The sequence below is a fragment of the Streptomyces sp. CNT372 genome (assembly GCF_000377145.1).
The window spans coordinates 73,472-99,466 of sequence record NZ_KB897787.1 but is presented as its reverse complement, the minus strand read 5'-3'; the positions used below and the strand labels follow the sequence as shown (position 1 = coordinate 99,466).

The window sequence follows — 25,995 nt, the reverse complement described above, 5'->3', positions numbered from 1 at the left end:
CGGCCGGCCGCAGGGCCGGGCGGGCGCGGCCGGTTCCTCGCAAGGAGGTCCGTGTGAGCACCGACGACCCCCTCTCCCCCGCAGACACCGGCGCGGGCACCGGTGACCCCGCCGTCGCCCCCGAACCCGTCGTCCCCCGTCCGGCGGCCGCGGCCGCCACCCCGGCCGAACCCGTCTTCACCGCCGACTTCACCTCGCCCGCCCAGTGGGTCGCGGGCCGGTCCTGGGCCTATCCCCAGGGCGGTCCCCGCAACCGGGGCGACAACAAACTGGACCATCTCACCGACGACCCCGCCTACACCCGCCGAGGTTCCTTCCGTGCCGTCCGCCGCCCGGACGGCTACTGGAACGCGGGCCTGCTGACCACCGAGGGCAGCCAGGAGGGCTTCATGGTCCGCGCCGGGGACGTGCTGGAGACCCGGGTCCGGCTCCCCGGGGCGATGGGCGCCTGGCCCGCCGTCTGGACCTGGCTCGACGGCGGCAACGAGATCGACGTCTTCGAGTACCACCCGGACAACCCCGATCTGCTGGAGCTGACCAACCATGTGCGCCGCACCCAGCGGTATGTGCGGCGGCCGGACGTCGCGCACGGCGCGTGGGTGGATCTGCGCTGCGAGTTCGGCGCCTCCTCGGTGGTCTGGTCGGTCAACGGCGACCGGGTGTTCGCGGACCGGCGCGGGGTCGGCCGCCGCTGGCGGGCGTATCTGATCGTCAACCTGTCGGTGTGCGCGGGCCGTTACCACCCCGCGCCGGACCCGGACGTCAGCGAGATGGAGTATGCGGTGGAGTACCTGCGGGTGCTGCGCCGCTGACGGCCGCGCCGCCCGGTGCGGCTGCCGTGGCGGGCCGGACGGCCGGGCCCGCCACGGCACGGTCCCCGGCGCGGCGCGCACCGCGCAGGGCGGAGGGGCTGGTGCCGAACCAGCGGGCCACGGCCCGCCGCAGGGTGCGCGCGTCGCTGAAGCCGAGCAGGCCGGCGATCCGCTGGAGCGGCAGGTCGCTGGTGGTGATCAGCTCCTCGGCACGGACCAGGCGCACCGAGTCGACCAGCGCCTCGTAGCTGGTGCCGTGCCCGGCGAGGCGGCGGCGCAGGGTGCGTTCGCTCATGCCCCGGGCGAGGGCCTGGTGGGCGAGCGGGGGCACCCGGGGCAGGCTCCGGGCGACCGACACCTCCAGTCCCTCGACCAGGTCCTGGTGCTCCCGGCCCCGGTCCCCGGCCGCGTCCAGGAGCTGGACGGTCTGGGCGAGGGCGTAGGGGTCGGCGGTGGGCACCGGGCGGGCGAGCCAGGCGTCCGCGAACTCCATCCGGTCGTCGGGCGCGCCGAAGAGGACCGGGCAGCGGAACCACTCCTCGTACGCGGACCCGTGCGCGGGGCGCGGATGCCGTACGGCGACGGCGCGCGGCGCGAACTGCGCGTCCAGGGCGTCCCGTACGAGGGCGACGATGCTGCCGAAGGCCTCCTCCAGGAGGAAGGCGTGGAGGACGGAGTCGGTGTAGCGGGCGGCGGCCAGGATCGCGGTGCCGCCCCGGACGGACTCGATGCGGTAGTCCAGCATGGAGCCGGAGACGCCGTGGTGGCGCACCCCGAGGGCGAGGGCGTCGCCGAGGGTCGGGCTGGCGAGCAGGCCGAAGCCGACGAGCCCCCAGGCGGTGACCCGCTGGCGGCGGCCCACGGCGAGGCCGAGTGCCGGGTCGCCGACGAGTCCGACGGCCTCCCGGATGACGGAGCTGCCCTGCCGGTAGGAGACCCGGCCGCCCACCGAGCTGAGCACGGCCGGGCTGAGCCCGGCGCGCCGCAGGGCGGGCCCGAGGTCGTGGCCGCGTTCGGCCGCGACCAGGGTGAGGTAGCGCAGGAGGTGCGGGGTGAGGGTGGCCGAGCCGTACCGGGGGTCGGCGAGGCGGGGTGCCTCGGGGGTCGGGCGGGCCATGGGTGTCACCTCCGGGGCGCCACTGTAGGGGGGCCGGCGGCCCCCGGGACAGGCCCGGGTGGCCGGTGACGTCCCGTTACTGGCCGGTCGGGTCCTCCTCCGGGGGCCGGTCCCGCGCCTACCGTCGGTGGCACCCGTTGCTCCACTGCGTCCCGAGGGAGATGGCATGCGGTCCCCCACCCCACGCGCGCGAGCGCTCTGCCTGGTCCTCGCCGGCACGCTCGGCGCCGTGACCCTGGCCGCCGTCCCCGCGGCCCGCCCCGCCGAGGCGTCCCCGGCGCCCGCCGCCGTGTCCGACCGGTCCGCCGACGGCACCGAGTACCTGGTCGGCCGCGGTATCGCCGATGTGACCGGTGAGGCCGCCGAGGTCGGCATGATGGGCTACTCCAGCTTCGACCAGAAGGCGACCGGCATCCACCAGCGGCAGCGCTCCCGGGCGTTCGTGGTCGCCGACCGGGCGTCCGGCGAACGCGTCGCCTACGTCAACGCCGATCTGGGCATGGTGTTCCAGTCCGTCCAGCAGGGTGTGCTCGCCGAGCTGAGGAAGCGTTACGGCTCCCTCTACACCGAGCGGAACGTGCTGCTCGCGGCGACGCACACCCATGCCGGTTCCGGCGGCCACTCGCACCACCTCGCCTACAACCTGGCCTCCCTCGGCTTCCAGAAGGACACCTACCGCGCGGTCGTGGACGGCATCGTGGAGTCGGTGGCCGAGGCCCACGAGGACCTTCGGCCGGGCACGATCACGCTGGGCCGGGGCGAGTTGACGAACGCCGGCGTCAACCGCTCCCGGACCGCCTTCGACCGCAACCCGGCCGCCGACCGGGCGGCCTTCCCCGGCGGGATCGACCCGTCGATGACCGTGCTGCGCTTCCGGCAGGGCGGCGAGGACGTGGGCGCGATCAGCTGGTTCGCCACCCACAACACCTCGCTGACCAACGGGAACACGTTGCTCAGCCCGGACAACAAGGGCTACGCCTCCTACGAGTGGGAGCACGGCCACGAGGGCGTGCGCCATCTCGACGGGGCCAAGGGCTTCGTCGCGGCCTTCGCCAACACCAACGCCGGTGACATCTCGCCCAATCTGAACCTCAGGCCGGGTTCGGGCCCGACCGAGGACGAGTTCGAGAACACCCGGATCATCGGTGACCGGCAGTTCCGACGGGCGAAGGAGATCTACGACCGGGCCGCGGAGCCGGTGAGCGGGAGCGTCGGTTCCCGGATGCGCTTCGTCGACATGGAGAACGTCACGGTCGCCGGGACCTACACCACCGACGGCAGGGAGCAGCGGACCTGCCCGGCCATGGTCGGCGCCGCCACCCTCGCGGGCAGTGTGGAGGACGGTCCGGCGCTGCCCGGGTTCACGGAGGGCATGAACAGCCCGGTGGCGAAGCTGCTGGAGCCGTTCGGCGTCGAGCCGCCCGCCTGGCTGGTGGGCTGCCAGTACCCGAAGGCGAACCTGGTGCCGACTGGTCTGGTGAACGCGGCGGTGCCCGCGACCCCCCGGATCCTGCCGCTCCAGATCGTGCGGATCGGCCAGCTCCATCTGGTGGCCGGGCCGGCGGAGTACACGGTCGTCGCCGGTCTGCGGATCCGCCGCACGGTCGCCCGGGAGCTGGGCGTGCCGCTGGAGAACGTGGTGATGCAGGGGTACGCCAACGCCTACAGCCAGTACGTGACCACGCCCGAGGAGTACGACCTCCAGCAGTACGAGGGCGGATCGACCCTGTACGGCCGCAACACGCTCCCCGCGCAGCAGCAGGAGTTCGCCGCGCTGGCGAAGTCGCTGCGGACGGGCACCCAGGTGGCACGCGGGCCGCTCCCGCCGGACCACTCGGGGCGGCAGCTCTCCCTCCAGACGGGTGTGGTGATGGACAACCCGCCCGCGGGGAAGCGCTTCGGGGACGTGCTGCGCGCGCCGTCGGCCTCCTACGCACCGGGGGCGACGGTGACGGCGGAGTTCGCCACCGGGCACCCGAAGAACAACCTGCGCCGGGGCGGCACCTTCCTGGAGGTCCAGCGGCAGGTGGACGGGAGGTGGGTCCGGGAGCTGGACGACGGCGACTGGGACACCACCTACCGGTGGGTGCGGCTGAACGGTCTGACGGGAACCTCGAAGGCGGTCGTCACCTGGCGGGTCGCGCCGGGCACCCCGGCCGGGACGTACCGGATCGTCCATCACGGGGACGCGAGGAGCCTCTTCGGCGGGGTGTCCGCGTTCAGCGGGGCGACGGCCGCGTTCACGGTCGGCTGACGCGCGCCCGACCGGCCCCGGGTGCGCCGCCCTGGCGGCGGTGCGGACGGGGCCGGGCGGGCCCTGGGCAGGGCCGGACGGGCCGATTAGGCTGGAGGCATGACCGAACGCAAACCCCCGGGCGTCAGCTTCGAGTCGTTCGTGGACAAGCAGATCCGCGAGGCGTCCGAACGCGGCGAGTTCCGGGACCTGCCGGGGTTCGGGAAACCGCTGCCGGACGCTGACGCGCCGTACGACGAGCTGTGGTGGGTCAAGGGCAAGATGCACCGCGAGGGCCTGGCCGTGCTGCCGCCCTCGCTGGCCCTGCGCAAGGAGGCGGAGGACGCGCTGGAGGCGGCCTCGCGGGCGCCCTCGGAGGCGGCGGTGCGGCGGATCGTCGGCGAGATCAACGACCGGATCGCCGCGGCCCTGCTGCGCCCGCCGCCCGGTCCCCCGCTGGGGCTGCGCCCGTACGACGCGGACGCGGTGGTGGCGGACTGGCGGCGCGGGCGGGAGGGGGACGCCGGGCGCTGAGCCGCCCGAGGCGCGCTGCCCGGATGCTCAGCCGGGCTCCGTGGCGAGCCACTGGGCGACGGCACGGGAGATGGGCTGCCCGGTCTCCAGTTCCACGAAGCCGAACTGCCCGCCCTGGTTGCACTCCAGGAACCACCAGGTGCCGGTGGTCTCCTCCTCCGCGAAGTCGAAGGCCCCGTAGGCGAGTCGGGCACGGCGCAGATAGCGCTGAACGGCGCGGGCGACGGGGGCGGGCGTCTCGACCGGCTTCCACTGGTGCCCGGTGTCGCCGAAGCGCCCGTCGACCTGGCCCGCCTCGGCGACCTTGCGCGCGGCGAAGTAGGTGTCCCCGACGGCCGTGAGCCGGATGTCGGCCCGCTTGGCGATGTACCGCTGGAGGAGGGTGGGGGCGGCGGCCACCCCGGAGAAGTCGGCGTCCGGGGGGACGAGGGAGGTCGGCAGGGCCATGGGCGGGTCGCCGGGCGACTTCCCGGAGACGGACTTCACCACGACGTGCCGGTACTGCTCGGCGAAGCGCCGGGCCATCGCCGGATAGGTGGTGACCAGGGTGGCGGGCACGGGGAAGCCGCTGCCGTGGGCAATGCGCATCTGCCACGGCTTGCGGCGGGCCCGGGCCGCGGCGCTGGGGTGGTTCATCCAGCGGGCGTCGGTGGAGTCGAGCATGCCGTAGAGGGCGTGGGCGCTCTCCTCGGCGAGCCAGGCGGAGGGCTCGGCGGCGTGCGCGGCGGCCTCGCCGGGCCTGCGGACCCAGACGGAGCGGACGGCGTCGACGCTGGCCACCCGGCCGCCGGTGGAGAGGTAGCCGCGGAACTCGCCGCGGACGTACTCGGCGGAGAGCGAGACGTCACCGGGCAGGTCGGCGGGGTCGAACCGGACCAGGGGGGCGCCCAGTTCGTGCAGTTCCGCCACCACGAGGTCCGCGGTGACGTCCTCCGCGCTCGTCAGGACGAGGACGGTCACCGCGCCGGGTCCGTCCGGTCGCGGCGCGGTGCGGGCGCACGGCGGAGGGCGGAGGACGGGGGCGCGGTGCGGTGCGGGCCCGGCCGGACAGAGCCGGGCGGGCATGCCGTGCGGTGCGGGCGCACGGAGAGCGCCGGGCCGTTCGGGCCGCCCGTGCGAGGGGGCGCCGGTCGGCCCGGTCGGGCGGTCGCGGGGGTGGCGAGGGTCATGGGGGCGTGCCGTGCGGGTTCAGTCGTCGAAGTGGGTCGCGGAGCCCGCCTTGGACGTCGTCGTGCCGGCGGCGGCCATCAGCGCGCGGTCCGAGATGGCGGGCCGGCCGTCGGACAGGACGTTCAGCTGGAGCGTCGCGTCGTAGGAGTAGGAGACCAGGGCCGGGGCCGGGTCCGCGGGCTGTGCGTAGTTCCAGGCGAACGGTTTCATCTGCTGCTTCCTCCCCTGCCCGCGCACCAGCCCGGGCTCCTCATGTGACAGTTCGTGGCGAAAGTGCCACTTCCTCAACACATAGAGTGACACTGTGGAGGTCTTTCACCGAAAGACCTCCGGATCCGAACATCTGCACCGGCGGCGACACGCCCCGCCGGTGGCATCCAGACAGACGCATCAGGAGTCTCAGGAGTTTCAAGTTTTGGCCAAGACGTGACGCAGGCGACACGACAGAAGCCTCAAGGAGCGGCAAAAGCCCCGCCGCCCGGAGTTCCGCCCTGCACCACTCCATGAACGGCGGGACCCTGAGGGGGTGTCAACCCGCTTGCTCCGAACCGCCGTTCGATGGCGCGAAAGCGACGTGCTCGACCGATACCCGTGCGGCGCGGTGGCCCGCCGGTGGTCCGGCGCGGTGGTCCGGCGCGGTGGTCCGCACGCACCTTCGCGGCCGCTCCGGGGTCTCCTGGGGCGCGCCCCGGGGGGAAGCGTTCGCGCCTCGTGTGACATCGCGCGCCGGAGCGCGAGGGCGGGCACGATCGGGAGTGGCGCGGGGGCACCACCGGGGGACGAGGGAGCGGAGGAGCTCGATGGACACCACCGCACTGCTGGCTGACGCCTTCGAGCGGGTGCGCGAGGCCGTGCACGAGGCGGTCGAAGGGCTGTCGGAGGCGGAGCTCGCGGCCCGCCCGGAGGAGGGCGCGAACACCGTCGCCTGGCTGGTCTGGCACCTGGCCCGCGTCCAGGACGACCACCTCGCGGACGCGGCCGGCCGGGAGCAGGTGTGGACCTCCGAGGGCTGGGCCGGCCGGTTCGGGCTGCCCTTCCCGGACACGGCGACCGGCTACGGCCACTCCGCCGGGGACGTGGCGGCGGTGCGCGCCCCGGCGTCCGCACTCCTCGGCTACGCGGACGCCGTCCACGCCCGCACCCTCGACCACGTCCGGACCCTGGACGCCGGGGACCTGGACCGGGTCGTGGACCAGGGCTGGGACCCGCCGGTCACCCTCGGCGTGCGGCTGGTCAGCGTTCTCGCGGACGACCTCCAGCACGCCGGCCAGGCCGCCTACGTCCGGGGGCTGCTCGAACGGCGGGGGTGACCGGGAGGGACCGGCCGGCGCCGCTCGGGTGACCGGGAGGGACCGGTCGGCACCGCTCGGGTGACTGCCCGGACACGTCCGGTCAGCGCCCGGGGAGCCGGGGCCGCTCTCGCTGGTCGCCGCCGCCGGTCGGTGGCACGCTGAGAGCTGAGAGCTGGCTGTCCGCCGCCCGACGACTCCGGGAGGGCCGATGGGACGGGACGTCCCGGCGCTGGTGTTCACCCGTGACGACCGCCGCCGCTACCGAGACAAGATGCAGTCCTGCCTGGACACCTTCGCGCAGATGCTGCGCGGGGCCCGGTTCGAGTTCGAACGGCCGCAGGTCGGGCTGGAGATCGAGCTGAACCTCGTCGACGAGAACGCCCAGCCGGCGATGCGGAGCACCGAGGCGCTGGACGCCATCGCCGACCCCGCCTGGGACACCGAGCTGGGCCGGTTCAACCTGGAGGTCAACATCCTGCCCCGGCGGCTCACCGCGGGCGGCCCGGACGCCTGGGAGCAGGAGATCCGCGCCGCCCTCAACCACGCCGAGGACCGGGCCTCCGCTATCGGGGCGCACCTCGCCATGGTCGGGATCCTGCCGACCCTGCGCCGTGACCACGTGAGCGCCGAGGCGCTGTCGGAGAACCCCCGCTACCGGCTGCTCAACGAGCAGGTCTTCGCGGCGCGCGGCGAGGACCTGCGGATCGAGCTGGACGGCGTCGAGCGGCTGCGCACCTACGCGGACACCATCACCCCGGAGGCGGCCTGCACCAGTACGCAGTTCCATCTCCAGGTCGCGCCGGAGCAGTTCGCGGCGTACTGGAACGCGGCGCAGGCGATCGCCGGGGTGCAGGTGGCGCTCGCGGCGAACTCACCGTTCCTGTTCGGCAAGGAGCTGTGGCGCGAGACCCGTATCCCGCTCTTCGAGCAGGCCACGGACACCCGCCCGGAGGAGATCAAGGTGCAGGGCGTGCGGCCCCGGGTGTGGTTCGGGGAGCGCTGGATCAACAGCGTCTTCGACCTGTTCGAGGAGAACGTGCGCTACTTCCCTGCGCTGCTGCCGCTCTGCGACGAGGAGGACCCCAAGGAGACCCTGGACGGCGGGGACGTGCCCGCCCTTGGTGAACTGACCCTGCACAACGGCACGATCTACCGCTGGAACCGGCCGGTCTACGCGGTCGACCACGGCAAGCCGCATCTGCGGATCGAGAACCGCGTGCTGCCGGCGGGCCCGACGGTGGCCGACATCCTGGCCAACGGGGCGTTCTACTACGGTCTGACGCGGGCCCTGGTCGACGAGGAGCGGCCGGTGTGGTCCCGGATGTCGTTCCAGGCCGCCGAGGACAATCTGCACTCGGCGGCCCGGCACGGCATCGACGCGAAGCTGTACTGGCCGGGGATGGGCGAGGTGCCGGTCGCCGAGCTGGTGCTGCGGCGGCTGCTGCCGCTGGCGCACCGGGGGCTTGAGGCCACGGGCATGGACACGGCGTGGCGGGAGCCGCTGCTCGGGGTGATCGAGCAGCGCTGTGTGACGGGGCGGAACGGGGCGGTGTGGCAGGCGGAGATGTTCCACCGCATCGACCGGGGCAACCGGGTCGACCACCACGAGGCGCTGCGGCAGATGACCGGGCAGTACCTGGAGTACATGCACCTCAACGCGCCGGTGCACACCTGGCCGGTGGACTGACGCGGGCGCGGTCGGGCGGACGCGGGCCGGGCCGCCGCCGTGGTGTACGGCGGCGGCCCGGTGCGGTGCCGGCGGGCGTCACATCCGGACGTCCTTGCAGTACTTCACATAGCCGGTGGCGGCGACGTAGCGGGCCGGGACCCACACCTTGCGGCTGTCGCGCGCCAGGTACCAGAGGTCGTTCCCCGCGATGTCCTGGGCGCGGACCTTGCACACCAGGCCGACCTGGGCGTTGTAGCGCAGGCTGCCCTTCACGGAGGAGTCGGTGCTCGGGTAGGCGCGCAGGTTCAGCCCGCTGCGCGCGGTCACCGTGCCGTACGGCTTCGCCGGGGCGGCGGCCGCTGCGGTGGACGGCGCGGCCGCGGCCGGGGCGGCGGCCTGGGCGGGCGCGGCCGCCGTCAGGGCGGCGACGGCGAACGCGGCGGCGGCCACGCGCACGGCGGCGCCGCGGGCGGGACGGCGGGTACGGATGGCGGTCATGGGCATCGGCTGACTCCACTCGCTGGACACGGCCCCCCCTGGTCGGGCCCGACCCTAGGGCCCGGCGGGCCCGTGATCGCGCAGAAATGCCCGCGTCCGCGGCGCGTTCGCCCCGAGGGGCCAATGCGGCGGGGGTGGTGCGGGAGCACGGACACCGGCCCCGCGGCCCGGGGAGCGCGGGGCTCCCCGGGCCGCGGGGCCGGTCGTCCTGCCGGGGCCGTGGCGGTGGCGGCACGCCGGTCAGGGGCTGGGGTGGATGTCCCCGGCGCCCATCGCGGACTCCTGGTCGGACTGCGCCCGGAGCCGCTCGGCCTTGTCCTTGAGGCGCTTCTTCTCCTTGGGGTCGCTGCTGCGGTCGGCGGCCTCGCCGAGTTCCTTGGCCTTCTCGCGCATCTGCCGCACCCGGCCGCGGGATTCCTCGTATCCGTCCACGTTCTCTCCTCCACTCTCCGCTGTCCGCTGTCCGCTGTCCGCTCTCCGTTTTCCGCTCTCCGCGTCCTCGGGCGTGTCGAGAGCACTCCGCCCAGCGAAACAGGGCCGGTGCGCGGTCGCATCTCGAAGCGGGACGGCCGCCTGGAGCGCGCCCGGTCCGCGCGGGGCCTTGCCGGGCCGTCCCGGGGCGCGCTTCACTCGGTCGATCAACCGGCCTCGACCACCCGGCCCGCGTCCCGTGTCCGCCTCGTCCTCGTCACCGAACCGAACCGAAGGGTCGCCCATGACTCCTCCGCCGCCGTCCGCCCGCCCGCACCGGCCCCGGACGGTTCTGGCGATGTCCCCGGAGGCCGCGTCCGCCGTGCTGGGGCCGGGCGCGCTCGCCGCGCTCGGCGAGGTGTGCGACCTCGCGCCCTCGCCGGTGCTGGACGACTTCGCCACCGACCGGGCGCGCGAGCTGCTCGGCGGCGCCGAACTCCTGGTGACCGGCTGGGGCTGCCCCCTGCTCGACGCGGCGGCGCTGGCGGCGGCGCCCCTGCTGCGGGCCGTGGTGCACACGGCCGGCTCCGTGCGGGGGCATGTCACCGAGGCGTGCTGGGAACGCGGCATCGAGGTGTCGTCGGCGGCCTCGGCGAACGCGCTGCCGGTGGCCGAGTACACGGTGGGCATGATCCTGCTGACCGGGAAGCGGGTCCTGGAGCAGGCGCGGGGGTACCGGGCGGGCGGCTCCCGGGCAAACCGGCTGCGGGTCCCGGCGCACGTCGGCAACTACCGCCGCACGGTGGGCATCCTGTCGGCGTCGACGACCGGCCGGCGGGTGATCGAGCTGCTGCGCCCGTACGACCTGACGGTCCTGCTGCACGACCCGTTCGTGACACAGGCGGAGGCGCGGGCGCTGGGGGTGGAGGCGGTCGGTCTCGGGGAGCTGTTCGCGCGCAGCGACACGGTGAGCGTGCACACCCCGCTGCTGCCGGAGACGCGGGGTCTGGTGAGCCGGGAGCTGCTGGGGTCGATGCGGCAGGACGCGGTCCTGGTGAACACGGCCCGTGGCGCGGTCGTGGACCAGGACGCCCTGGTCGAGGCGCTCGGGGAGGGCCGCGTCCGGGCGGTCCTCGACGTCACCGAGCCGGACGTCCTGCCGCCGGACCACCCGCTCTGGTCCTGCGACGGCGCGCTGATCACCCCGCATGTGGCGGGCTCCCAGGGCAACGAGTGGCAGCGCCTGGCCGACCTCGCGGTGTCGGAGGCCGCCCGCTGGGCCTCGGGCGCGGGCTTCGCCCACGGGGTGCCGCGCGACCGGGCGGCCTTCCTGGCGTAGGGGCGCGCCCGCGCCCGGCTCGGGGGTTGGCCCGGCGGGCCGGGCCGACCCCCGAGCCGGCCGGGCACAGCCGGTGCCGGCACGGCTCGCCCTGCCAGCCGGGGCCGAGCCGTGCCGGGCCGGGCCGGGCCGGTGGGCCCGGGCCCCGGTGGGGCCGTCACACCGCGGCCAGGGCCGCCCTCGCGGCCTCCGTCGCCGCCTCGCGGTCCGGGCCGACGAGGCCGATGCGGGTGCGGCGGTCGAGGACGTCGGAGACGTCGAGGGCGCCCTCGTGGCGGACGGCCCAGAGGAGTTCGGCGCCCGTGACCGGGTGGCCGGGGGCCACCGGGCGGGACAGGTCGGGGGAGGTGGCGGCGAGGGCGTGGACCGCCGGGGCCTCCGCGCCGTAGCGACGGACCAGGCGGCGCGGGACGCCGAGGGCGGCGAGGGCCGCCGGGCGGGCCGCGCCGACGAGCGGGAGGGCCGCGGTGCGGCAGGGCCCCGCCGTCAGCCCGCCCGCGGCGAGCGCCGCGTCCACCGCGTCCTGGGCCATCCGCCGGTAGGTGGTGAGCTTGCCGCCGACGACGGTGACCACCCCGCCGGGCGAGGTCAGGACCGCGTGGCGGCGGGAGATGTCCGCCGTGCGGCCGGGCCCGTCGCCGGTGTCCAGCAGCGGCCGGAGCCCCGCGAAGGCGCCGACCACGTCCGCGCGGCCCAGGGAGACGTCCAGCGCGGAGCCGAGGACGTCCAGCAGGAAGCCGATATCGGTCTCGGGGACCTCGGGAACGTCCGGCACCTCCCCGTCCACGGGCTCGTCGGTCAGGCCGACGTAGATGCGCCCGTCGCCCTGCGGCAGGACCAGGACGAAACGGTTCCGTTCGCCGGGGATCGGGATGTGGAGTCCGGCGGACAGCTCGCCCAGGGCGTCGGCGCGCAGCACCAGGTGGGTGCCCCGGGAGGGGCGCAGCCGGATGTCGTCGACCAGGCCGCCGGCCCACACCCCGGCCGCGTTGACCACCGTCCGGGCCCGGATGCGCAGCTCCTCGCCGGTGAGTTCGTCGCGGACGAGCGCGCCGTCGCCGGTGAACGAGAGGGCCCGGGACCGGGTCAGGATCCGGGCCCCGTGCGCGGCGGCGGTGCGGGCGATCGCGGTCACCAGGCGGGCGTCGTCGGTGAGCTGCCCGTCCCAGGAGAGGAGGCCGCCGCGCAGCCCGGCCGGGCGCAGGGCGGGGGCCAGGTGCCGGGTCTCGACCGCGGAAAGGGTGCGCGGCGCGGGGAGGGTGGCGCGGGAGGTGCGGGCGGCGGCGCGCAGCAGGTCCCCGGCGCGGAACCCGGTCCTGGCGAGGGATGCCTGCGCGCGGCCGACCAGCGGGGTCAGCGGGAGGACGAAGGGCTGGGCCCGGACCAGATGGGGCGCGGTGCGCTCCATGAGGACGCCGCGTTCCACCGCGCTCTCGTGGGCGACGTCGAGCTGCCCGGTGGCGAGGTAGCGCAGGCCGCCGTGGATGAGCTTGGAGCTCCAGCGGGAGGTGCCGAAGGCGAGGTCGTGGGCGTCGATCGCGGCGACGCGCAGCCCTCGGGCGGCCGCGTCCAGGGCGGCGCCCGCCCCGGTGGCGCCGAGGCCGACGACGAGGACGTCCACCTCGGCCCCGTCCGCCAGGGCGGCGAGTTCCCGGGCGCGGCGGGCGGCGTTCAGGGAGGAGGCGACGGGGGCGGCGGGGGTGGTCACGGGGCGAGGGTCCTCTCCAGGAGGGTGCGCAGCTCGTCGAGGAACGCGGCGTCGGTCAGCGCGGGGTCGTCCTCGTCGGTCATGGTGCGCAGGGACATGGCGAAGGACTGCACGACCAGGAGCAGGGACCGGGCCTGGAGGTCGGTGTGCACACGGCGGACGGAGCCGTCCGCGTGCCCCTCCGCGAGGCCGGCGGAGATCAGCCCGAGGAGGGCGTCCTGGCTGGTGCCGCGCCGGTCGAGCAGGTACGGCAGGAGCAGTTCGGGGTCGACGTCGAGGATCTTGTGGAAGAGCGGGTGGGCGCGGAACGCCTCGACGCCGCCGACCAGTCCGTCGACGATCCGTTCCCGGGTGAGGGCGCCGGGGACGGTGTCCGGCATGGCGGCGACCGCGATCTCGATCCACTCCCGGGTCATCAGGTCGCCGACGAGGGTGCGCACATCGGGCCAGCGCCGGTAGAGCGTCATCCGGGAGACCCCGGCGCGGCGGGCGACGTCGGTGAGGGTCGTGCGCCGTACGCCGACGGCGAGGACGCAGTCGCGTGCGGCGTCGAGCACGGCGTCTGCGTCCGACTGGTTGTGACGAATGGGCGTCATCTGTCACAGTGTAATGCCAGTGCGGGCCGCGCGGCAGTGCACCCCCGGGGGCGGACTCCGGGCAGGCCTCGCGAAACCCCCGCGCTCCCGCGGATCCCCGCACACCCCGACGGTGAGGACAGGTACGACGTGGACATGTTGTGGAGCGGCTGGGGCGACCCGGCCAAGGCGGCCCCCCTGCCGGAGACCGTGACCGGACTGCTGCGCGAACTGCTGGGTGTCACCCCCCGCGAGAGCGGCCCCGCCGGGCTGGACGGCATCGACGCGCCCCCCTCACCCCTCGGTGACGAGGCCCGCGCCGCCCTGGCGAAGGCCGCCGGCGGTCCGGAGCACGTCCGCACCGACGCCGAGAGCCGCATCCGCCACACCCGCGGCAAGTCCACCCCCGACCTGCTGCGCATCCGCGCGGGCGAGGTGGACGACATTCCGGCCGCCGTGGTGCTGCCCGGCGGCCACGACGAGGTGCTGGCGGTCCTCACCGCCTGCGCCGCGCACGGCCTGGCCGCGGTGCCCTTCGGCGGCGGCACCTCCGTCGTCGGCGGACTCGCGCCGCGCACCGAGCGCCCCTTCGTCGCCCTCGACCTGCGCCGGCTCGACCGGCTGGTCTCGGTGGACGAGGTCTCCCGCACCGCCGTCCTGGAGCCCGGCCTGCGCGGCCCCGCCTGCGAGGCCCTGCTCAACGAGCGCGGCTGGACCCTCGGCCACTTCCCGCAGTCCTTCGAGTGGGCCTCCGTCGGCGGCTTCGCCGCGGCCCGCTCCAGCGGCCAGGCCTCGGCCGGCTACGGCCGCTTCGACGAGATGGTCCTCGCCCTCACCCTCGCCACCCCCGAGGGCACCCTGGAGACCGGCCGCGCCCCCCGCTCCGCCGCCGGGCCCGACCTGCGGCAGCTCGTCCTCGGCTCCGAGGGCGCCTTCGGTGTGATCACCGCCGTCACCGTGCGCATCCGCCCGCTGCCGGAACGCCGGATCTACGAGGGCTGGCGCTTCCCCTCCTTCGAGGCCGGGACCACCGCCCTGCGCCGCCTCGCCCAGGACGGGCCGCGCCCCACCGTGCTGCGCCTCTCCGACGAGACCGAGACCTTCGTCGGCCTCGCCCAGCCCGACGCCATCGGCGGCACCGACATCCCCCAGCCGGCCGGCTGCCTCGCCCTGACCGGCTACGAGGGCACCGGGGCCGACACGGAGGACCGCCGCGCCAAGGCCCGCGAGATCCTGCTCGCCTGCGGCGGCGAACCCCTCGGCGCCGAGCCCGGCGAACGCTGGGAGCACGGCCGCTACCACGCCCCCTACCTGCGGGACGCCCTGCTGGACGCGGGCGCCTTCGCCGAGACCCTGGAGACCGCCGCCTTCTGGTCCGCCCTCCCCGGCCTGTACGCGGCCGTCGGCGACACCCTCACCACCCAGCTCACCGGGGCCGGCACACCGCCGCTGGTGATGTGCCACATCTCGCACGTCTACGAGAACGGCGCCTCCCTGTACTTCACGGTCGTCTCCGCCCAGGGCGAGGACGCCGTCGCCCACTGGGAGAAGGCGAAGCGGGCCGCGAACGACGCGATCGTCGCCGCCGGGGGCACCATCAGCCACCACCACGGCGTGGGCACCGACCACCGCGACTGGTACGCGAGGGAGATCGGCCCGCTGGGGGTCCGTATGCTCCAGGCCGTCAAGGCGGAGACCGATCCCGCCGGGGTGCTCAGCCCCGGAGTCCTCGTCCCCGTCCGTTGACCCGCGGCCCCGAGACCCCCCGCACCGCCGACCCCCTGCCGCCCGGAGGCGCACCCATGCGACAGTTCACCGCCGTCGTCAACCCCGCCGCGGGCAGTTCCAGCGGCACGGCGGCCCTGCTCCCGCTCGCCCGGCTCCTGCGGGAGGCCGGGGCCGGGCTGGAGACCCGCTACAGCCGCAGCCTGGCGCACGCCCGCGAACTCGCCCGGGAGGCGGGGGAGCGCGGGGACGCCGTCCTCGCGGTCGGCGGCGACGGGATGGCCGGCTGCGTCGGCGGCGCCCTCAGCGGCACCGGCGCGGTCTTCGGGCTGGTGCCCGCGGGCCGGGGCAACGACTTCGCCCGCGCCCTCGCTCTGCCCACCGAACCGGACGCCCTCGCCCGGGTGCTGCTCGACGGCAAGGCCCGCCCGGTGGACACCATCGAGGTCGACTCGGCGGCCCACGGGCGCAAGTCGGTCCTCGGCAGCGTCTACGCGGGCGTCGACGCGGTCGCCAACCGGCACGCCAACGAATCCCGGGTGCTGCGGGGTGCGGCCTCCTACTACGCGGGCGGGCTGCGCGCGGTCGCCGCCTGGCGGCCCGCGTCCTACCGGATCACCGTCGACGGCGTCCTCCACGAGCGGCGCGGCTACACGGTGGTGGCGGCCAACTCGGGCTACTACGGCTTCGGCAGGCAGATCGCCCCCGGCGCCCGGCTCGACGACGGCACCCTCGACGTGGTCGTCGTCCACCACGCCCCGAAGCGGCTGTTCTTCGCGATGATGAACGAGCTCAAGACCGGTGCGCACATACGCCGCCCGCAGGTGGAGGTCCTGCGCGGCAAGGAGATCCGGATCGAGGCGGAGCGCCCCCTTCCGTACGGCGCGGACGGCGAGGTGGACGGGCAACTCCCGGTCACCGTCCGGGTCCAGCCCGGAGCGCTCCGCGTTCTCGGCTGAACCGGCACGACAAATCCCCGTCCCGCCGGTAGCGATCAAGCGGGAAGGGTGTGACGTTGGATGCATGAGCTGGGCATCCTGGACCACACCCGGTGTGTACTCCGGACACGGCGGCGTCCTGACCGAGGAGGTCGGGGTCGTGACCGGGGACCTCACCGTGCACACCACCTGGGTCGACGGCGAGGCGTCCGTCACTGTGCAGTACACCGGCGCGGCCGACTGGTTCACCGTGTCCGGCAGCCCGGCGCCGTGCCCCAGCGAGCGGGCGAGCCGGGACCTGCACGACGCGGTCATCGAGGCGGTCCGCGGCCCCACGACGGCAAAGGTCCCGCCGCTGGGGGCTGATCTTCCCTAGGGCTCGGTTCGCCTCCGGGCGCTTTCAGCGGGTCCCGGCGGCCGGCCGTGCCCGGACCCTCGTCCCCGGGTCCTGCGCGCGGGCTACCGTGGGCGCGTTCACGACGTGGCGGACCGGTGCCGCGTACGCCCCGGAGGAAGCCTGTGCTCGTTGCCCGTTCCGTCGCCCTGTTCGCCGTCGCCGCGCTCTTCGAGATCGGGGGCGCCTGGCTGGTGTGGCAGGGGCTGCGCGAGCACCGGGGCTGGGTCTGGATCGGCGCCGGGGTGATCGCGCTGGGCCTGTACGGGGTCGTCGCCACCTTCCAGAGCGACGACAACTTCGGCCGTGTCCTGGCCGCTTACGGCGGCGTCTTCGTGGCCGGGTCCATCGCCTGGGGCATGGTCGCCGACGGCTACCGGCCGGACCGCTTCGACGTGATCGGCGCGCTGATCTGCCTCGCCGGCATGGCGGTCATCATGTACGCGCCCCGCTCCCACTGACGCACGCGCACACGCTGACGTACCCGCACACGCTGACGTACCCGCATCCTCACCCGCGCGGGGCCGGGACGGCGACGGACTCCCCCACGGCCCGCCCCCGCCCCGGCCCCTGTCCGGTGCGCGGTCAGTACAGCTTGGCGACCGCGAGGGCGGTGGTCAGCCTGAAGTCCTGGAGCGGGGCGCCGTCCAGGTCGCCCAACTGCCCCCACTCGACGACCGTCACGGCCCGCCCGTCGCGCCCCACGGAGAACAGCGCGACATCCGTCGAACCGGCCTCCGGGTACGAGGTGTCGATGCTGTAGACGTTCGCCCCGTCCTCCACCCCGATGCGGCCGTGGTGGAGCCCCTCCCCCTCCAGGCCCGGGTCCTGCGCCTTCATCCGGTCCAGGCAGGTCTCGACCGCGAGGCGGAGCTTGCGGACGAGTTGCGCGGCCTTCGCCTCGGTCGGCGCGACGGTGATCGTCTGGCGGGCGTTGGTGTCCAGTTCGGTCCGGTAGTCGCGGTAGCGCGTGCCGGCGGCCGGTGTGGCCTCGGCGGTGCACCAGGACCGCTCGTCGGGCGCGCCCTTGCGGATCTTGTCCGCGGTCCAGGGGGTGGCGGCGGCCGGAAGCTGACCGGGTGTCAGGAAGCGCGGCGCGGGGGCGGCGGAGGCGGGCGAGAAGGAGACGGCGGTCAGGGCGAGGACCGCCGCGGTCACGGCGGCGGCGCGGATGCGGTTCATGGCTGGTGTTCCCCGTTGTCGGTCGTGGTTGTCGGTCGTGGCGGCACGGCGATCCGTCCGGACCCCGTGCTGTCGTCCACCAGCGTCGGCGCCGCCGGGCCGCCCGGCAAGGACCCACCCGCCGGATGACGCGGTGGAACCGTTTCACCCCCTGTGACGTGGGCTTTCTGCGAGGGGTGAAACGCGCTCCGGAACGGGCGCGGGAAGGGAGCGGTATGGCGGACGACACGGCGGGCGACGTGGAGGGCACGGCGCGCTGCGTGGAGGGCACGGACCCCGCGGAGGCGGGCGCGGCGGGGCGGGCCTTCGCCGCACGGCTGGACGCGCTCCGCGCCGGATCGGGGCGCAGCTACGGCTCGTTGGCCCGCCGGGTGGGCGTCGGCGCGGCGACCCTGCACCGCTACTGCACCGGCCGGACGGTGCCGATGGAGTTCGCCCCGGTGGAGCGGCTCGCCCGGTTCTGCGGGTGCGCGGGCGCGGAGATCGTGGAGCTGCACCGGCTGTGGCTGATGGCGGACGAGGACCGGCGCCGTCGGATGGAACCGGGCACCGGCCGGGCGCGGACAGCCGCGGCGGGCGGGTCGCCTGACGGGGCGTCCGACGGGTCGCCGGCCGGGGACGCCGGTGCGGGCGCGGCGGCGGCCGAGGCCTCCAGCACGGGTGCGGTGGCCGACGACGGCCCGTCGGTCAAGAGCCCCGGCACGGGTGCGGCGGCCAACGGCCCGTCGGTCAAGAGCGCCGGCACCGGTGCGGCGGCCAACGGCCCCGGCACGGATGCGGCAGCCGACGGCGGCCCGTCGGTCAAGAACGCCGGCACGGTCGCGACAGCCGACGGCGGCCCATCGGTCAAGAGCGCCGGCACCGGTGCGGCGGCCAACGGCCCCGGCACGGACGCGGCAGCCGGCGGCCCCGGCACGGGTGCGGCGGCCGACGGCTTGGGGGCGGATGCGGCAGCCGACGGCTTGGGGGCGGGTCCCGACAAGGTGTCAGAAGCCTTCCGTCCGCAGCCCGGTGGAGCCGCCGCGGCCGGAGCCGGCGGCGAAGCCCCGGTCGCGCTCCTCACCGGGCCGCCGCCGCCCGCCGCCACGGCCCGTCCCGCCCTCCGCCGCCGGGGCGGCGGTCGCGTCCGCGGGCTGCGGAAGCCGGTCGCGCTGGCGCTCGCCGTGGCGGCCGTGCCCGCCGCGCTCGGTCTGGTGGCCGGGGCGCGGCACCTCGCGTCGGGCCAGGGCGGGGACACGGCCCCCCGCCCGGGGGCACCCGCCCCGGCCGGTGCCCCCGCACCGCCCTCCGGGCCCGCGCCGTCGGCGTCCCCCTCCCCCGGCACGCGGACCGTGCCACCCGCGGCGGACGGCGAGCGCCGGACCCCGGGCAAGGGCGGCACGGCGGGCACCGCGGATGCCGGGGCGGCGGCCGGGTCCGCCTCCGCGGGGCCGGGCACCGGCCCCGCCGTGCCCCTGACCTGGACCGCCGACGACCATGTCTGGCAGAACGGCTGCGACCACGCGTACCTCCTCGGCCGCTCCCCCGGGACCGTTCCGCCGCCGCCCGTCGCGGCGGACGCGGCGTCCTGGGCGGGGGCGCTCGGCGCGGTGCACGGCGGCCGGACCATGGTCCGCGTCACCCTCCAGGGGAAGGGCACCCAGGCGGTGGTGGTGGAGGGCGTGGACGTACGCGTCGTCCAGCGGCAGGGCCCGCGTCCGCTCGGTGAGTACCGCATGAGCGCGGGCTGCGGCGGGGCGCTCACGCCCCGGCTCTTCGACGTCGACCTCGACCGGCGACGGCCCGTCGCCCGCCCCCGCGCGGGCAGCGACTCCGGGGTGCCGCTGCCCGCCGTGTCCTTCCCGTACGCGGTCTCCGCCACGGAGCCCGAGTCGCTGCTCGTCAGCGCGCGCACGGCCGGCTGCGACTGCTCCTGGTATCTGGAAGTGCGCTGGAGCAGCGGCGGACGCGGCGGCACGGTGCGTGTCGACGACGGCGGGCGCCCGTTCCGGACCAGCGGGACGGGCGGCGGGACCGCGTACGACTACGACTACGCCCGCCGCGCCTGGGTCGCGGACACCCCCGGCCGGGCCGGCGGATCGCCGGAGCCGGACGGCGCGGACGGCCCGCGTGGCGGGAACGGCACGGGCTCCGCGCGTGACGGGAACGGCGCGGACGGCACGGGCGGCGTCCCCGACGGGGGCTGAGGCGGTCGGCCCGCGCCCCACCCGGATTTTTGCCGAACCGGCAAGGTTCTTTGCCGCCCGCCGCACTCCTCGCGCAGTATCGCGGTGACGACGACAGCGGTGGCGGTACACAGCGGTACCGCGGTACGGAGGAGGTACGAGCCATGACCAGTCGGCCGGTGCACCAGGAGACGGAACCGCCCGGGGACGAGCGCGTCGACGTGGCGGTCCTCGGCGGCGGCGCGGCGGGCCTGGCCGGGGCGCTCTGCCTCGCCCGCGCCCGGCGCTCGGTGCTGGTGATCGACGCGGGGCGGCCGCGCAACTCCCCCGCGGACCACGTGCACGCCTTCCTGACGCGCGACGGCACCCCGCCCGCCCAGCTCCTGCGCATCGCCCGCGCCGAGGTCGAGGGCTACGGCGGCCGGATCCGCGAGGGCCGGGTGGAGTCGGCGGAGCGTACCGCCGACGGCGCCTTCCGCCTGGGGCTCGCGGACGGCTCGGCGGTCACCGCGTCCCGGCTGCTGGTGGCCACCGGGCTGGTGGACGAACTCCCCGACGTGCCGGGGCTGGACGCGCTCTGGGGCCGGGACGTGCTGCACTGCCCCTTCTGCCACGGCTGGGAGGTGCGCGACCGTGCGGTCGGCGTCCTCGCCACCGGGCCGCTCGCCGTGCACCAGGCGCTCCTGTGGCGCCAGTGGTCCGCGGACGTGACCCTCTTCCTGCACGAGGGCCCGGAGCCCGGTGAGGAGGAGTACGAGCAGCTCGCCGCGCGCGGCGTCGCCGTGGTGGACGGCCGGGTGACGGGCGTGGCGGCCGAGGACGGGCGGCTGACGGGCGTCCGGCTCGCGGACGGCACTGCCGTCGCCCGCGAAGTCCTCGTCGTCGCACCCCGGTTCACCGCCCGCACGGAGGTCCTCGGCGGTCTCGGGCTGGTGCCCGCGGACGTGGTGGTGAACGGGGCCGTGATCGGCAGCCGGATCGAGACGGACCCGAAGGGGGCGACCCGGGTGCCGGGCGTGTGGGCGGCGGGCAATGTCACCGAGGTGACGGAGCAGGTGGTGGGCTCCGCCGCCGCCGGGAACCGGGCGGGCGGCGCGATCGTCGCCGACCTGGTCGCCGAGGAGACCCGCCGGGCCGTCGCCCTGCGCCGCGCCAAGGCACCCGCGGGCCGGGGCGGGGACGAGCGGTCGGTGCTCGGCTACGACGGGCCCGAGAGCTGGGACGCCCGCTACCGGGAGAGGGACCGTGTCTGGAGCGGCGAGCCCAATGTCGCGCTGGTCGCCGAGGCATCGGGGCTGACGCCCGGGCGGGCTCTGGACCTGGGCTGCGGCGAGGGCGCGGACAGCGTCTGGCTGGCCCGCCGGGGCTGGCGGGTGACGGGCGTCGACATCTCCCGGGTGGCGCTGGAGCGGGCCGCCGCGCACGCCCGGGAGGCCGGTGCCGGGGACGCGGTGGACTGGCAGTGGCACGACCTCGCCGTGACGTTCCCGGACGGCTCCTACGATCTGGTCTCCGCCCACTACCTGTACTCGATGGGCGAGCTCCCGCGCGAGGAGATCCTGCGGCGGGCCGCCGGGGCGGTGGCGCCCGGCGGTGTGCTGCTCGTCGTCGGGCACGCCGACGCGGGCACCTGGGAGGAGGCCGCCCACCACGGGATGCACTTCCCGACCCCGGCCGAGGTGCACTCGGCCCTCGGGCTCCCGGACGGCGAGTGGCGCGTCGAGCGCAGCGAGGAGTTCGAGCGTCCCCAGAAGGGCCCGGACGGCACCCCCGGGCTGCGCCGGGACAACGTCCTGCGGCTGCGCCGCCTCGCCCCCTGATCCTGGCAGCGAGCGGGCGGGGCCGGGCGCACCGGACGTGGCCGCTCGGCCCGGTGCACCGGGTGGTACCGGACCGGACCCGCCCGGTCCGGTGTCACCCCACCGCGAACACCGCGGCCGTCGCCGCGCCCAGCGCCGCCCCGGCCGCGGTCTGCGCGACCGTGTGGTAGCCCAGCGCCACCCGCGACCAGCACACGGCCACCGCGAGCGGCGCCGCGCAGAGCCACCAGGGTGTGTGCACGGCGGCGAGCTGGGCGACCATCGCCGCGCAGACCGCCGAGTCGACGCTGATCTTCCAGGCGGTGTTCACGGCGAGCAGGACCACGGTCATCGCCCACAGCGCGGCCATCGACAGGACGATCCCGCGCGGCGCGCCGCCGGCCAGCATCAGGGCCGAGCCCGCGGCGAGCGAGCCGAGGATGACCAGGAAAATCGGGCCGCGCTGGGTGCGGTCGACCACGTGCCGGTCGCCCCAGGTGCCGCGCCGCCGCTCCCGCTCGATGTAGGCGGCGGGCACCAGGCCCGCGCAGAGGGCGCCCACGAGCCCCCAGGGTGCGCCCGTCCAGTCGCCCCCGGCCGCCGCGAGGCCGATGGCGAGCATGCCGGTGACCAGGACGTTCCGGGGCTGGAGGGCGTCCGTCAGCCGGCGGGCGGCGCCCGTGTTCGATCGCGTTCCGCTGCCGGCCACGGCTCCCCCGGTGATCCTGGTTCCGTCTCTGTTCCGCTGAGCGCGCGGAGGTCCCGCCGCCGCGTCAAGATCGTAGGAGGGGACCTCGCGGTCCCCGCGCCCGGGACCCCGTTCCGGCGGGAGCTCCCCCAGTGGACACGGGCACAGACACCGGCGGAGGACACCGGAAAGGGAAAGGCCATGGCCGACGACGACACTGCACGGGACGACCAGGGGCGCGGCGACGACGTGTACCAGCCCGAGCACTCCGATGTGCAGAACCGTCCGAGCGATGACCTCGATCTGGAGAACGTCCTCGACGAGCGCAGCCTGGACGACATCATGGAGGAGGGCTACTCGCCGCTCGACCGTCCCCTGGTCGTGGGCCGGCACGGCACCACCGGCGAGGAGCTGCAGCGCGGCGAGACCCTGGAGCAGCGCCTCGCCCAGGAGCTGCCGGAGAAGGCCGCCCCCGACGGGGACGGCATCGGGGACCTGGCGGGCGGCGACGGCGAACTCCTCGACGGGGCCGCGGGGAAGGACCGGGCGGGCCGCCTGGCTGCGGTGGACGACATCGCGCCGCGCCGGCACAACGACGTCGTCGCGCGGGACGTCGGGATCGACGGTGGGGCCGCCTCGGCGGAGGAGGCGGCGATGCACGTCATCGACGAGGACGAGAACGCCGGACCCTGAGACACCGGACTCCGCACACGCCGGGACCCTGAGCACGCCGGGTCCCGGGCGCCCCGGACCCTGAGACGCCGGACTCCGGGCACGCCGGACCCGGGCGCCCCGGCCGGCACGCACCCCCCGCCCCGCGCCGAGTCCGCCGGAGCGAGTTGCGCGATTGCCGGGTGCAGGGGCCGCGGGCTTGGCATGCTGGGTGATCCAGGCAGCCGGACACCGGAAACGGCAGCTCGGCGGCGGTCCCCGCCGTTCGCCCACCGTGTGCCGGAGGTGTACAAAGAGCTTATGGCCGGACGCTACGGCCGCCCGCGCTCGGTTCTGCGCATGAGAACTGTCGCAGGCCAGGTCTTTCTCCTGCAGGTGGCGATCGTGGTGTTGCTCGTCGCCGCCGGTATGGCCGCACTGGTCCTCCAGTCGCGCGCCGGCAGCGAGCGCGAGGCGCTCAACCGGTCGGTCGCCGTCGCCGAGACCTTCGCCAACTCCCCCGGCATGGAGGCCGCGCTCAAGAGCCCGGACCCGTCCGCCGTCCTCCAGCCCAAGGCCGAGGAGGCCCGCGAACGCTCCGGGGTCGACTTCGTCGTCGTGCTGAACACCGACGGCATCCGCTACACCCACCCCATCCCCGACCGCATCGGGAAACGGTTCGTCGGCGACATCGCGCCCGCGCTGGCGGGCGAGGCGGTCACCGAGAAGATCACCGGGACGATCGGGCCCCTGGTGCAGGCGACGGTCCCGGTGCGCGGTGCGGACGGCTCGGTCGTCGGTCTGGTGTCGGCGGGCATCACCCTGGACAAGGTCAGCGGGGTGGCCGAGGACCAGTTCCCGCTGCTCTTCGGGGCCGCGGGGGCGGTCCTGTTGCTCACCACGGGCGGCACCGCGCTGGTCACCCGCCGGCTGCGGCGCCAGACCCACGGCCTGGGGCCGGTCGAGATGACCCGCATGTACGAGCACCACGACGCCGTGCTGCACGCCGTCCGGGAGGGCGTGATCATCGTCGGCGGCGACGGCCGGATCCTGCTGGCGAACGACGAGGCCCGCCGGCTGCTGCAGCTGCCGCCCGACCTGGACGGCCGCCCGCCCGGCGAGCTCGGCCTGGACCCGCAGATCTCCCGGCTGCTCTCCTCCGGCCGGAACGCGACCGACGAGGTGATCCCGGTCGGCGACCGGCTGCTCGCCGTCAACCAGCGCACCACCGACCAGGCGGGCGGCCCGCCCGGAACGGTCGCCACCCTGCGCGACACCACCGAACTGTCCGCGCTGAGCGGCCGGGCGGACGTGGCCCGGGGCCGGCTGACCCTGCTGTACGACGCGGGCACGGAGATCGGCACCACCCTCGACGTGGTGCGCACCTGCGAGGAGCTGGCCGCGTTCGGGGCCGCCCGGTTCGCGGACTCCACCTCCGTGGACCTGGTCGAGACGGTGCTGCGGGGCGAGGAGCCGACCGCGACCGGCGCGGACACCGATATGCGCCGGGTGGCCATCGGCGGCCCGGACGACACCGCCCTCTACCCCGTCGGCCACGCGATCCGCTTCGTCCGCTCCACGCCTCTGGGCACCGGGCTGGCGAAGGGCGAGGCCGTGCTGGAGGCGGACCTCACCACTCTCGGGGGCTGGCAGCGCCAGGACGAGGGGCGGGCCGCGCGGCTGGTGGAGAGCGGGATGCACTCGATGATCGCCGTACCGATGCGGGCGCGGGGGGTCATCCTCGGGGTCGCGATGTTCTGGCGGTCGCGGACGGCGGAGCCGTTCGAGGAGGAAGACCTCTCCGTCGCCGAGGAGCTGGTCGCCCGGGCCGCGGTGAGTGTCGACAACGCCCGCCGCTACTCGCGGGAACACACCATGGCGGTGACCCTCCAGCAGAGTCTGCTGCCGCGGGTGCTGCCCGAGCAGACGGGCCTGGACGTGGCCTACCGCTACCGGCCGGCGCAGGCGGGCCTCGGCGGTCTGGGCGGGGTGGGCGGAGACTGGTTCGACATCATCCCGCTGCCCGGGGCGCGCGTGGCCCTGGTGGTCGGCGATGTGGTGGGGCACGGACTGCACGCGGCCGCCACCATGGGCCGGCTCCGCACGGCCGTGCACAACTTCTCCAGCCTCGACCTTCCGCCGGACGAACTCCTGTGGCATCTCGACGAGTTGGTGGCCCGGATCGACCAGGACGAGACAGACGGTCCGGGCGAGGCGGGGGTCACCGGCGCCACCTGCGTCTACGCCATCTACGACCCGGTGTCCGGCCGGTGCAGCATCGCGCGCGCCGGGCACCTCCAGCCGGTGGTGCTGCACCCGGACGGCCGGGCCGAGTTCGCGGACGTGCCGGGCGGTCCGCCGCTCGGGCTGGGCGGTCTGCCGTTCGAGACGCTGCATCTCACCCTCCCCGAGGGCAGCCGGCTGGTCCTCTACACGGACGGGCTGGTCGAGGACCGCGAGCGGGAGATCGACGAGGGCCTGGAGCTGCTGCGCCACACCCTGGAGGAGTGCGCCCAGGGCAGCCCGGAGGAGATCTGCGAACACGTCCTCGCCGGGCTGGTGCCGGAGCGTCCGAGGGACGACGTCGCCCTGCTGGTGGGCAGCACCAAGGTCCTCCCGGCGGACCGCACCGCCCTGTGGGAGGTCCCGGCGGACCCGGCGGCGGTCCGGCGGATCCGCTCCGCGGTGACGGAGAAGCTGGGCGAATGGGGCCTGGACGAACTGGCGTTCAGCACCGAGCTGATCCTCAGCGAGCTGGTCACCAACGCGATCCGCTACGCGGAGGGCCCCATCCTGGTCCGGCTGATCCGCGACCGCGCCCTGATCTGCGAGGTCTCCGACCACAGCAGCACCTCCCCGCACCTGCGGCAGGCGGCGGGCACGGACGAAGGGGGCCGGGGCCTGTTCCTGGTGGCGCAGTACGCGGACCGCTGGGGCACCCGGTACACGGCCAACGGCAAGGTCATCTGGGCGGAACAGCCGCTCACCGGCCAAGGCGGCCCCGCCGTCCTCGATCTGGGGACCGCCCTCGAAGGGCTCTGAACCAGGAGGCCCTGAACCGGGAGGCCCTGAACCGCGGGAGGCTCTGAGCCGGG

Annotated in this window: 23 protein-coding genes; 14 read left to right on the top strand and 9 right to left on the bottom strand. The window is 75.6% G+C overall.

What is annotated here, in order from left to right:
• Nucleotides 1-53: 53 nt before the first annotated feature.
• The gene (locus tag C593_RS0122970; protein WP_018849674.1) at nt 54-812 is read left to right on the top strand and encodes a LamG domain-containing protein; all 759 of its coding nucleotides are present in this window, start codon (nt 54-56) and stop codon (nt 810-812) included.
• Here C593_RS0122970 and C593_RS0122965 read toward each other — a convergent pair.
• The gene (locus tag C593_RS0122965) at nt 763-1,929 is read right to left on the bottom strand and encodes an AraC family transcriptional regulator (protein WP_018849673.1); all 1,167 of its coding nucleotides are present in this window, start codon (nt 1,927-1,929) and stop codon (nt 763-765) included. The genes C593_RS0122970 and C593_RS0122965 overlap by 50 nt on opposite strands.
• A 166-nt stretch (nt 1,930-2,095) precedes the next feature.
• Here C593_RS0122965 and C593_RS0122960 point away from each other — a divergent pair, with 166 nt between their 5' ends.
• Both C593_RS0122960 and C593_RS0122955 read left to right on the top strand, forming a co-directional pair.
• Nucleotides 2,096-4,183: a neutral/alkaline ceramidase gene (locus C593_RS0122960; protein ID WP_018849672.1), complete on the top strand. Its 2,088-nt coding sequence runs from the start codon at nt 2,096-2,098 to the stop codon at nt 4,181-4,183.
• A gap of 99 nt (nt 4,184-4,282) precedes the next feature.
• Complete coding sequence (locus C593_RS0122955) at nt 4,283-4,696, top strand: DnaJ family domain-containing protein (RefSeq protein ID WP_018849671.1); 414 nt, start codon at nt 4,283-4,285, stop codon at nt 4,694-4,696.
• A 27-nt stretch (nt 4,697-4,723) separates the two neighbouring features.
• Here C593_RS0122955 and tgmB read toward each other — a convergent pair whose 3' ends face one another.
• Both tgmB and tgmA read right to left on the bottom strand, forming a co-directional pair.
• Entirely contained in the window at nt 4,724-5,656 is a 933-nt protein-coding gene (tgmB, locus tag C593_RS0122950) for an ATP-grasp ribosomal peptide maturase (RefSeq protein ID WP_018849670.1), read from the bottom strand.
• Nucleotides 5,657-5,884: 228 nt separating this feature from the next.
• Complete coding sequence (gene tgmA / locus C593_RS0122945; RefSeq protein ID WP_018849669.1) at nt 5,885-6,076, bottom strand: putative ATP-grasp-modified RiPP; 192 nt, start codon at nt 6,074-6,076, stop codon at nt 5,885-5,887.
• A 590-nt stretch (nt 6,077-6,666) separates the two neighbouring features.
• Here tgmA and C593_RS0122940 point away from each other — a divergent pair.
• Complete coding sequence (locus C593_RS0122940) at nt 6,667-7,176, top strand: mycothiol transferase (RefSeq protein WP_018849668.1); 510 nt, start codon at nt 6,667-6,669, stop codon at nt 7,174-7,176.
• A 190-nt stretch (nt 7,177-7,366) separates the two neighbouring features.
• Nucleotides 7,367-8,845 (top strand): glutamate-cysteine ligase family protein, encoded by a 1,479-nt coding sequence (locus tag C593_RS0122935; protein ID WP_018849667.1) that lies wholly within the window; start codon nt 7,367-7,369, stop codon nt 8,843-8,845.
• A 78-nt stretch (nt 8,846-8,923) separates the two neighbouring features.
• Here the strand turns inward: C593_RS0122935 and C593_RS0122930 are convergent, their stop codons facing one another.
• Together C593_RS0122930 and C593_RS0122925 are read right to left on the bottom strand one after the other, a co-directional pair.
• Nucleotides 8,924-9,325, bottom strand: coding sequence for an SH3 domain-containing protein (locus tag C593_RS0122930; protein ID WP_486591171.1), 402 nt, complete (start codon nt 9,323-9,325; stop codon nt 8,924-8,926).
• A gap of 240 nt (nt 9,326-9,565) precedes the next feature.
• The gene (locus tag C593_RS0122925; protein ID WP_018849665.1) at nt 9,566-9,757 is read right to left on the bottom strand and encodes a DUF6381 family protein; all 192 of its coding nucleotides are present in this window, start codon (nt 9,755-9,757) and stop codon (nt 9,566-9,568) included.
• Between the two features lie 337 nt (nt 9,758-10,094).
• Here C593_RS0122925 and C593_RS0122920 point away from each other — a divergent pair, with 337 nt between their 5' ends.
• Nucleotides 10,095-11,075: an NAD(P)-dependent oxidoreductase gene (locus C593_RS0122920; RefSeq protein WP_018849664.1), complete on the top strand. Its 981-nt coding sequence runs from the start codon at nt 10,095-10,097 to the stop codon at nt 11,073-11,075.
• A gap of 157 nt (nt 11,076-11,232) precedes the next feature.
• On the opposite strand, the gene C593_RS0122915 is transcribed toward C593_RS0122920, so the two are convergent.
• Both C593_RS0122915 and C593_RS0122910 read right to left on the bottom strand, forming a co-directional pair.
• Nucleotides 11,233-12,783 (bottom strand): glycerol-3-phosphate dehydrogenase/oxidase, encoded by a 1,551-nt coding sequence (locus tag C593_RS0122915; protein WP_018849663.1) that lies wholly within the window; start codon nt 12,781-12,783, stop codon nt 11,233-11,235.
• Nucleotides 12,780-13,379: a TetR/AcrR family transcriptional regulator gene (locus tag C593_RS0122910; RefSeq protein ID WP_026277990.1), complete on the bottom strand. Its 600-nt coding sequence runs from the start codon at nt 13,377-13,379 to the stop codon at nt 12,780-12,782. The genes C593_RS0122915 and C593_RS0122910 overlap by 4 nt, the downstream gene beginning before the upstream one ends.
• Nucleotides 13,380-13,508: 129 nt before the next feature.
• Between C593_RS0122910 and C593_RS0122905 the strand changes: the two genes are divergently transcribed.
• The 4 genes from C593_RS0122905 to C593_RS0122890 all read left to right on the top strand — a co-directional run bounded on the left by C593_RS0122905 (nt 13,509) and on the right by C593_RS0122890 (nt 16,876).
• Nucleotides 13,509-15,104 (top strand): FAD-binding oxidoreductase, encoded by a 1,596-nt coding sequence (locus tag C593_RS0122905; RefSeq protein WP_018849661.1) that lies wholly within the window; start codon nt 13,509-13,511, stop codon nt 15,102-15,104.
• Between the two features lie 56 nt (nt 15,105-15,160).
• Nucleotides 15,161-16,042, top strand: coding sequence for a diacylglycerol/lipid kinase family protein (locus C593_RS0122900; RefSeq protein WP_018849660.1), 882 nt, complete (start codon nt 15,161-15,163; stop codon nt 16,040-16,042).
• A 64-nt stretch (nt 16,043-16,106) separates the two neighbouring features.
• Nucleotides 16,107-16,397 carry a hypothetical protein gene (locus C593_RS0122895; RefSeq protein ID WP_026277989.1) on the top strand — a complete coding sequence of 97 codons (291 nt, stop codon included), beginning with the start codon at nt 16,107-16,109 and terminating at the stop codon, nt 16,395-16,397.
• Between the two features lie 143 nt (nt 16,398-16,540).
• Nucleotides 16,541-16,876, top strand: a complete 336-nt coding sequence (locus C593_RS0122890; RefSeq protein ID WP_018849658.1) for a YnfA family protein — start codon at nt 16,541-16,543, stop codon at nt 16,874-16,876.
• Between the two features lie 124 nt (nt 16,877-17,000).
• Here C593_RS0122890 and C593_RS0122885 read toward each other — a convergent pair whose 3' ends face one another.
• On the bottom strand, nt 17,001-17,597 hold the full coding sequence (locus C593_RS0122885; RefSeq protein WP_018849657.1) for a hypothetical protein: 597 nt from the start codon (nt 17,595-17,597) through the stop codon (nt 17,001-17,003).
• Between the two features lie 215 nt (nt 17,598-17,812).
• Here C593_RS0122885 and C593_RS33910 point away from each other — a divergent pair, with 215 nt between their 5' ends.
• Complete coding sequence (locus C593_RS33910; RefSeq protein ID WP_018849656.1) at nt 17,813-19,783, top strand: helix-turn-helix domain-containing protein; 1,971 nt, start codon at nt 17,813-17,815, stop codon at nt 19,781-19,783.
• A 143-nt stretch (nt 19,784-19,926) separates the two neighbouring features.
• On the top strand, nt 19,927-21,582 hold the full coding sequence (locus C593_RS0122875; protein WP_018849655.1) for an FAD-dependent oxidoreductase: 1,656 nt from the start codon (nt 19,927-19,929) through the stop codon (nt 21,580-21,582).
• 94 nt (nt 21,583-21,676) lie between these two features.
• Here C593_RS0122875 and C593_RS0122870 read toward each other — a convergent pair whose 3' ends face one another.
• Nucleotides 21,677-22,270, bottom strand: a complete 594-nt coding sequence (locus tag C593_RS0122870) for a hypothetical protein (protein ID WP_018849654.1) — start codon at nt 22,268-22,270, stop codon at nt 21,677-21,679.
• Between the two features lie 180 nt (nt 22,271-22,450).
• Here C593_RS0122870 and C593_RS0122865 point away from each other — a divergent pair, with 180 nt between their 5' ends.
• Both C593_RS0122865 and C593_RS0122860 read left to right on the top strand, forming a co-directional pair.
• A complete protein-coding gene (locus tag C593_RS0122865) occupies nt 22,451-22,942 on the top strand; it encodes a DUF5709 domain-containing protein (RefSeq protein WP_018849653.1) in 492 nt (163 codons plus the stop codon).
• Nucleotides 22,943-23,221: 279 nt separating this feature from the next.
• Entirely contained in the window at nt 23,222-25,942 is a 2,721-nt protein-coding gene (locus C593_RS0122860; protein ID WP_018849652.1) for a SpoIIE family protein phosphatase/ATP-binding protein, read from the top strand.
• The last annotated feature ends 53 nt before the right edge of the window (nt 25,943-25,995 follow it).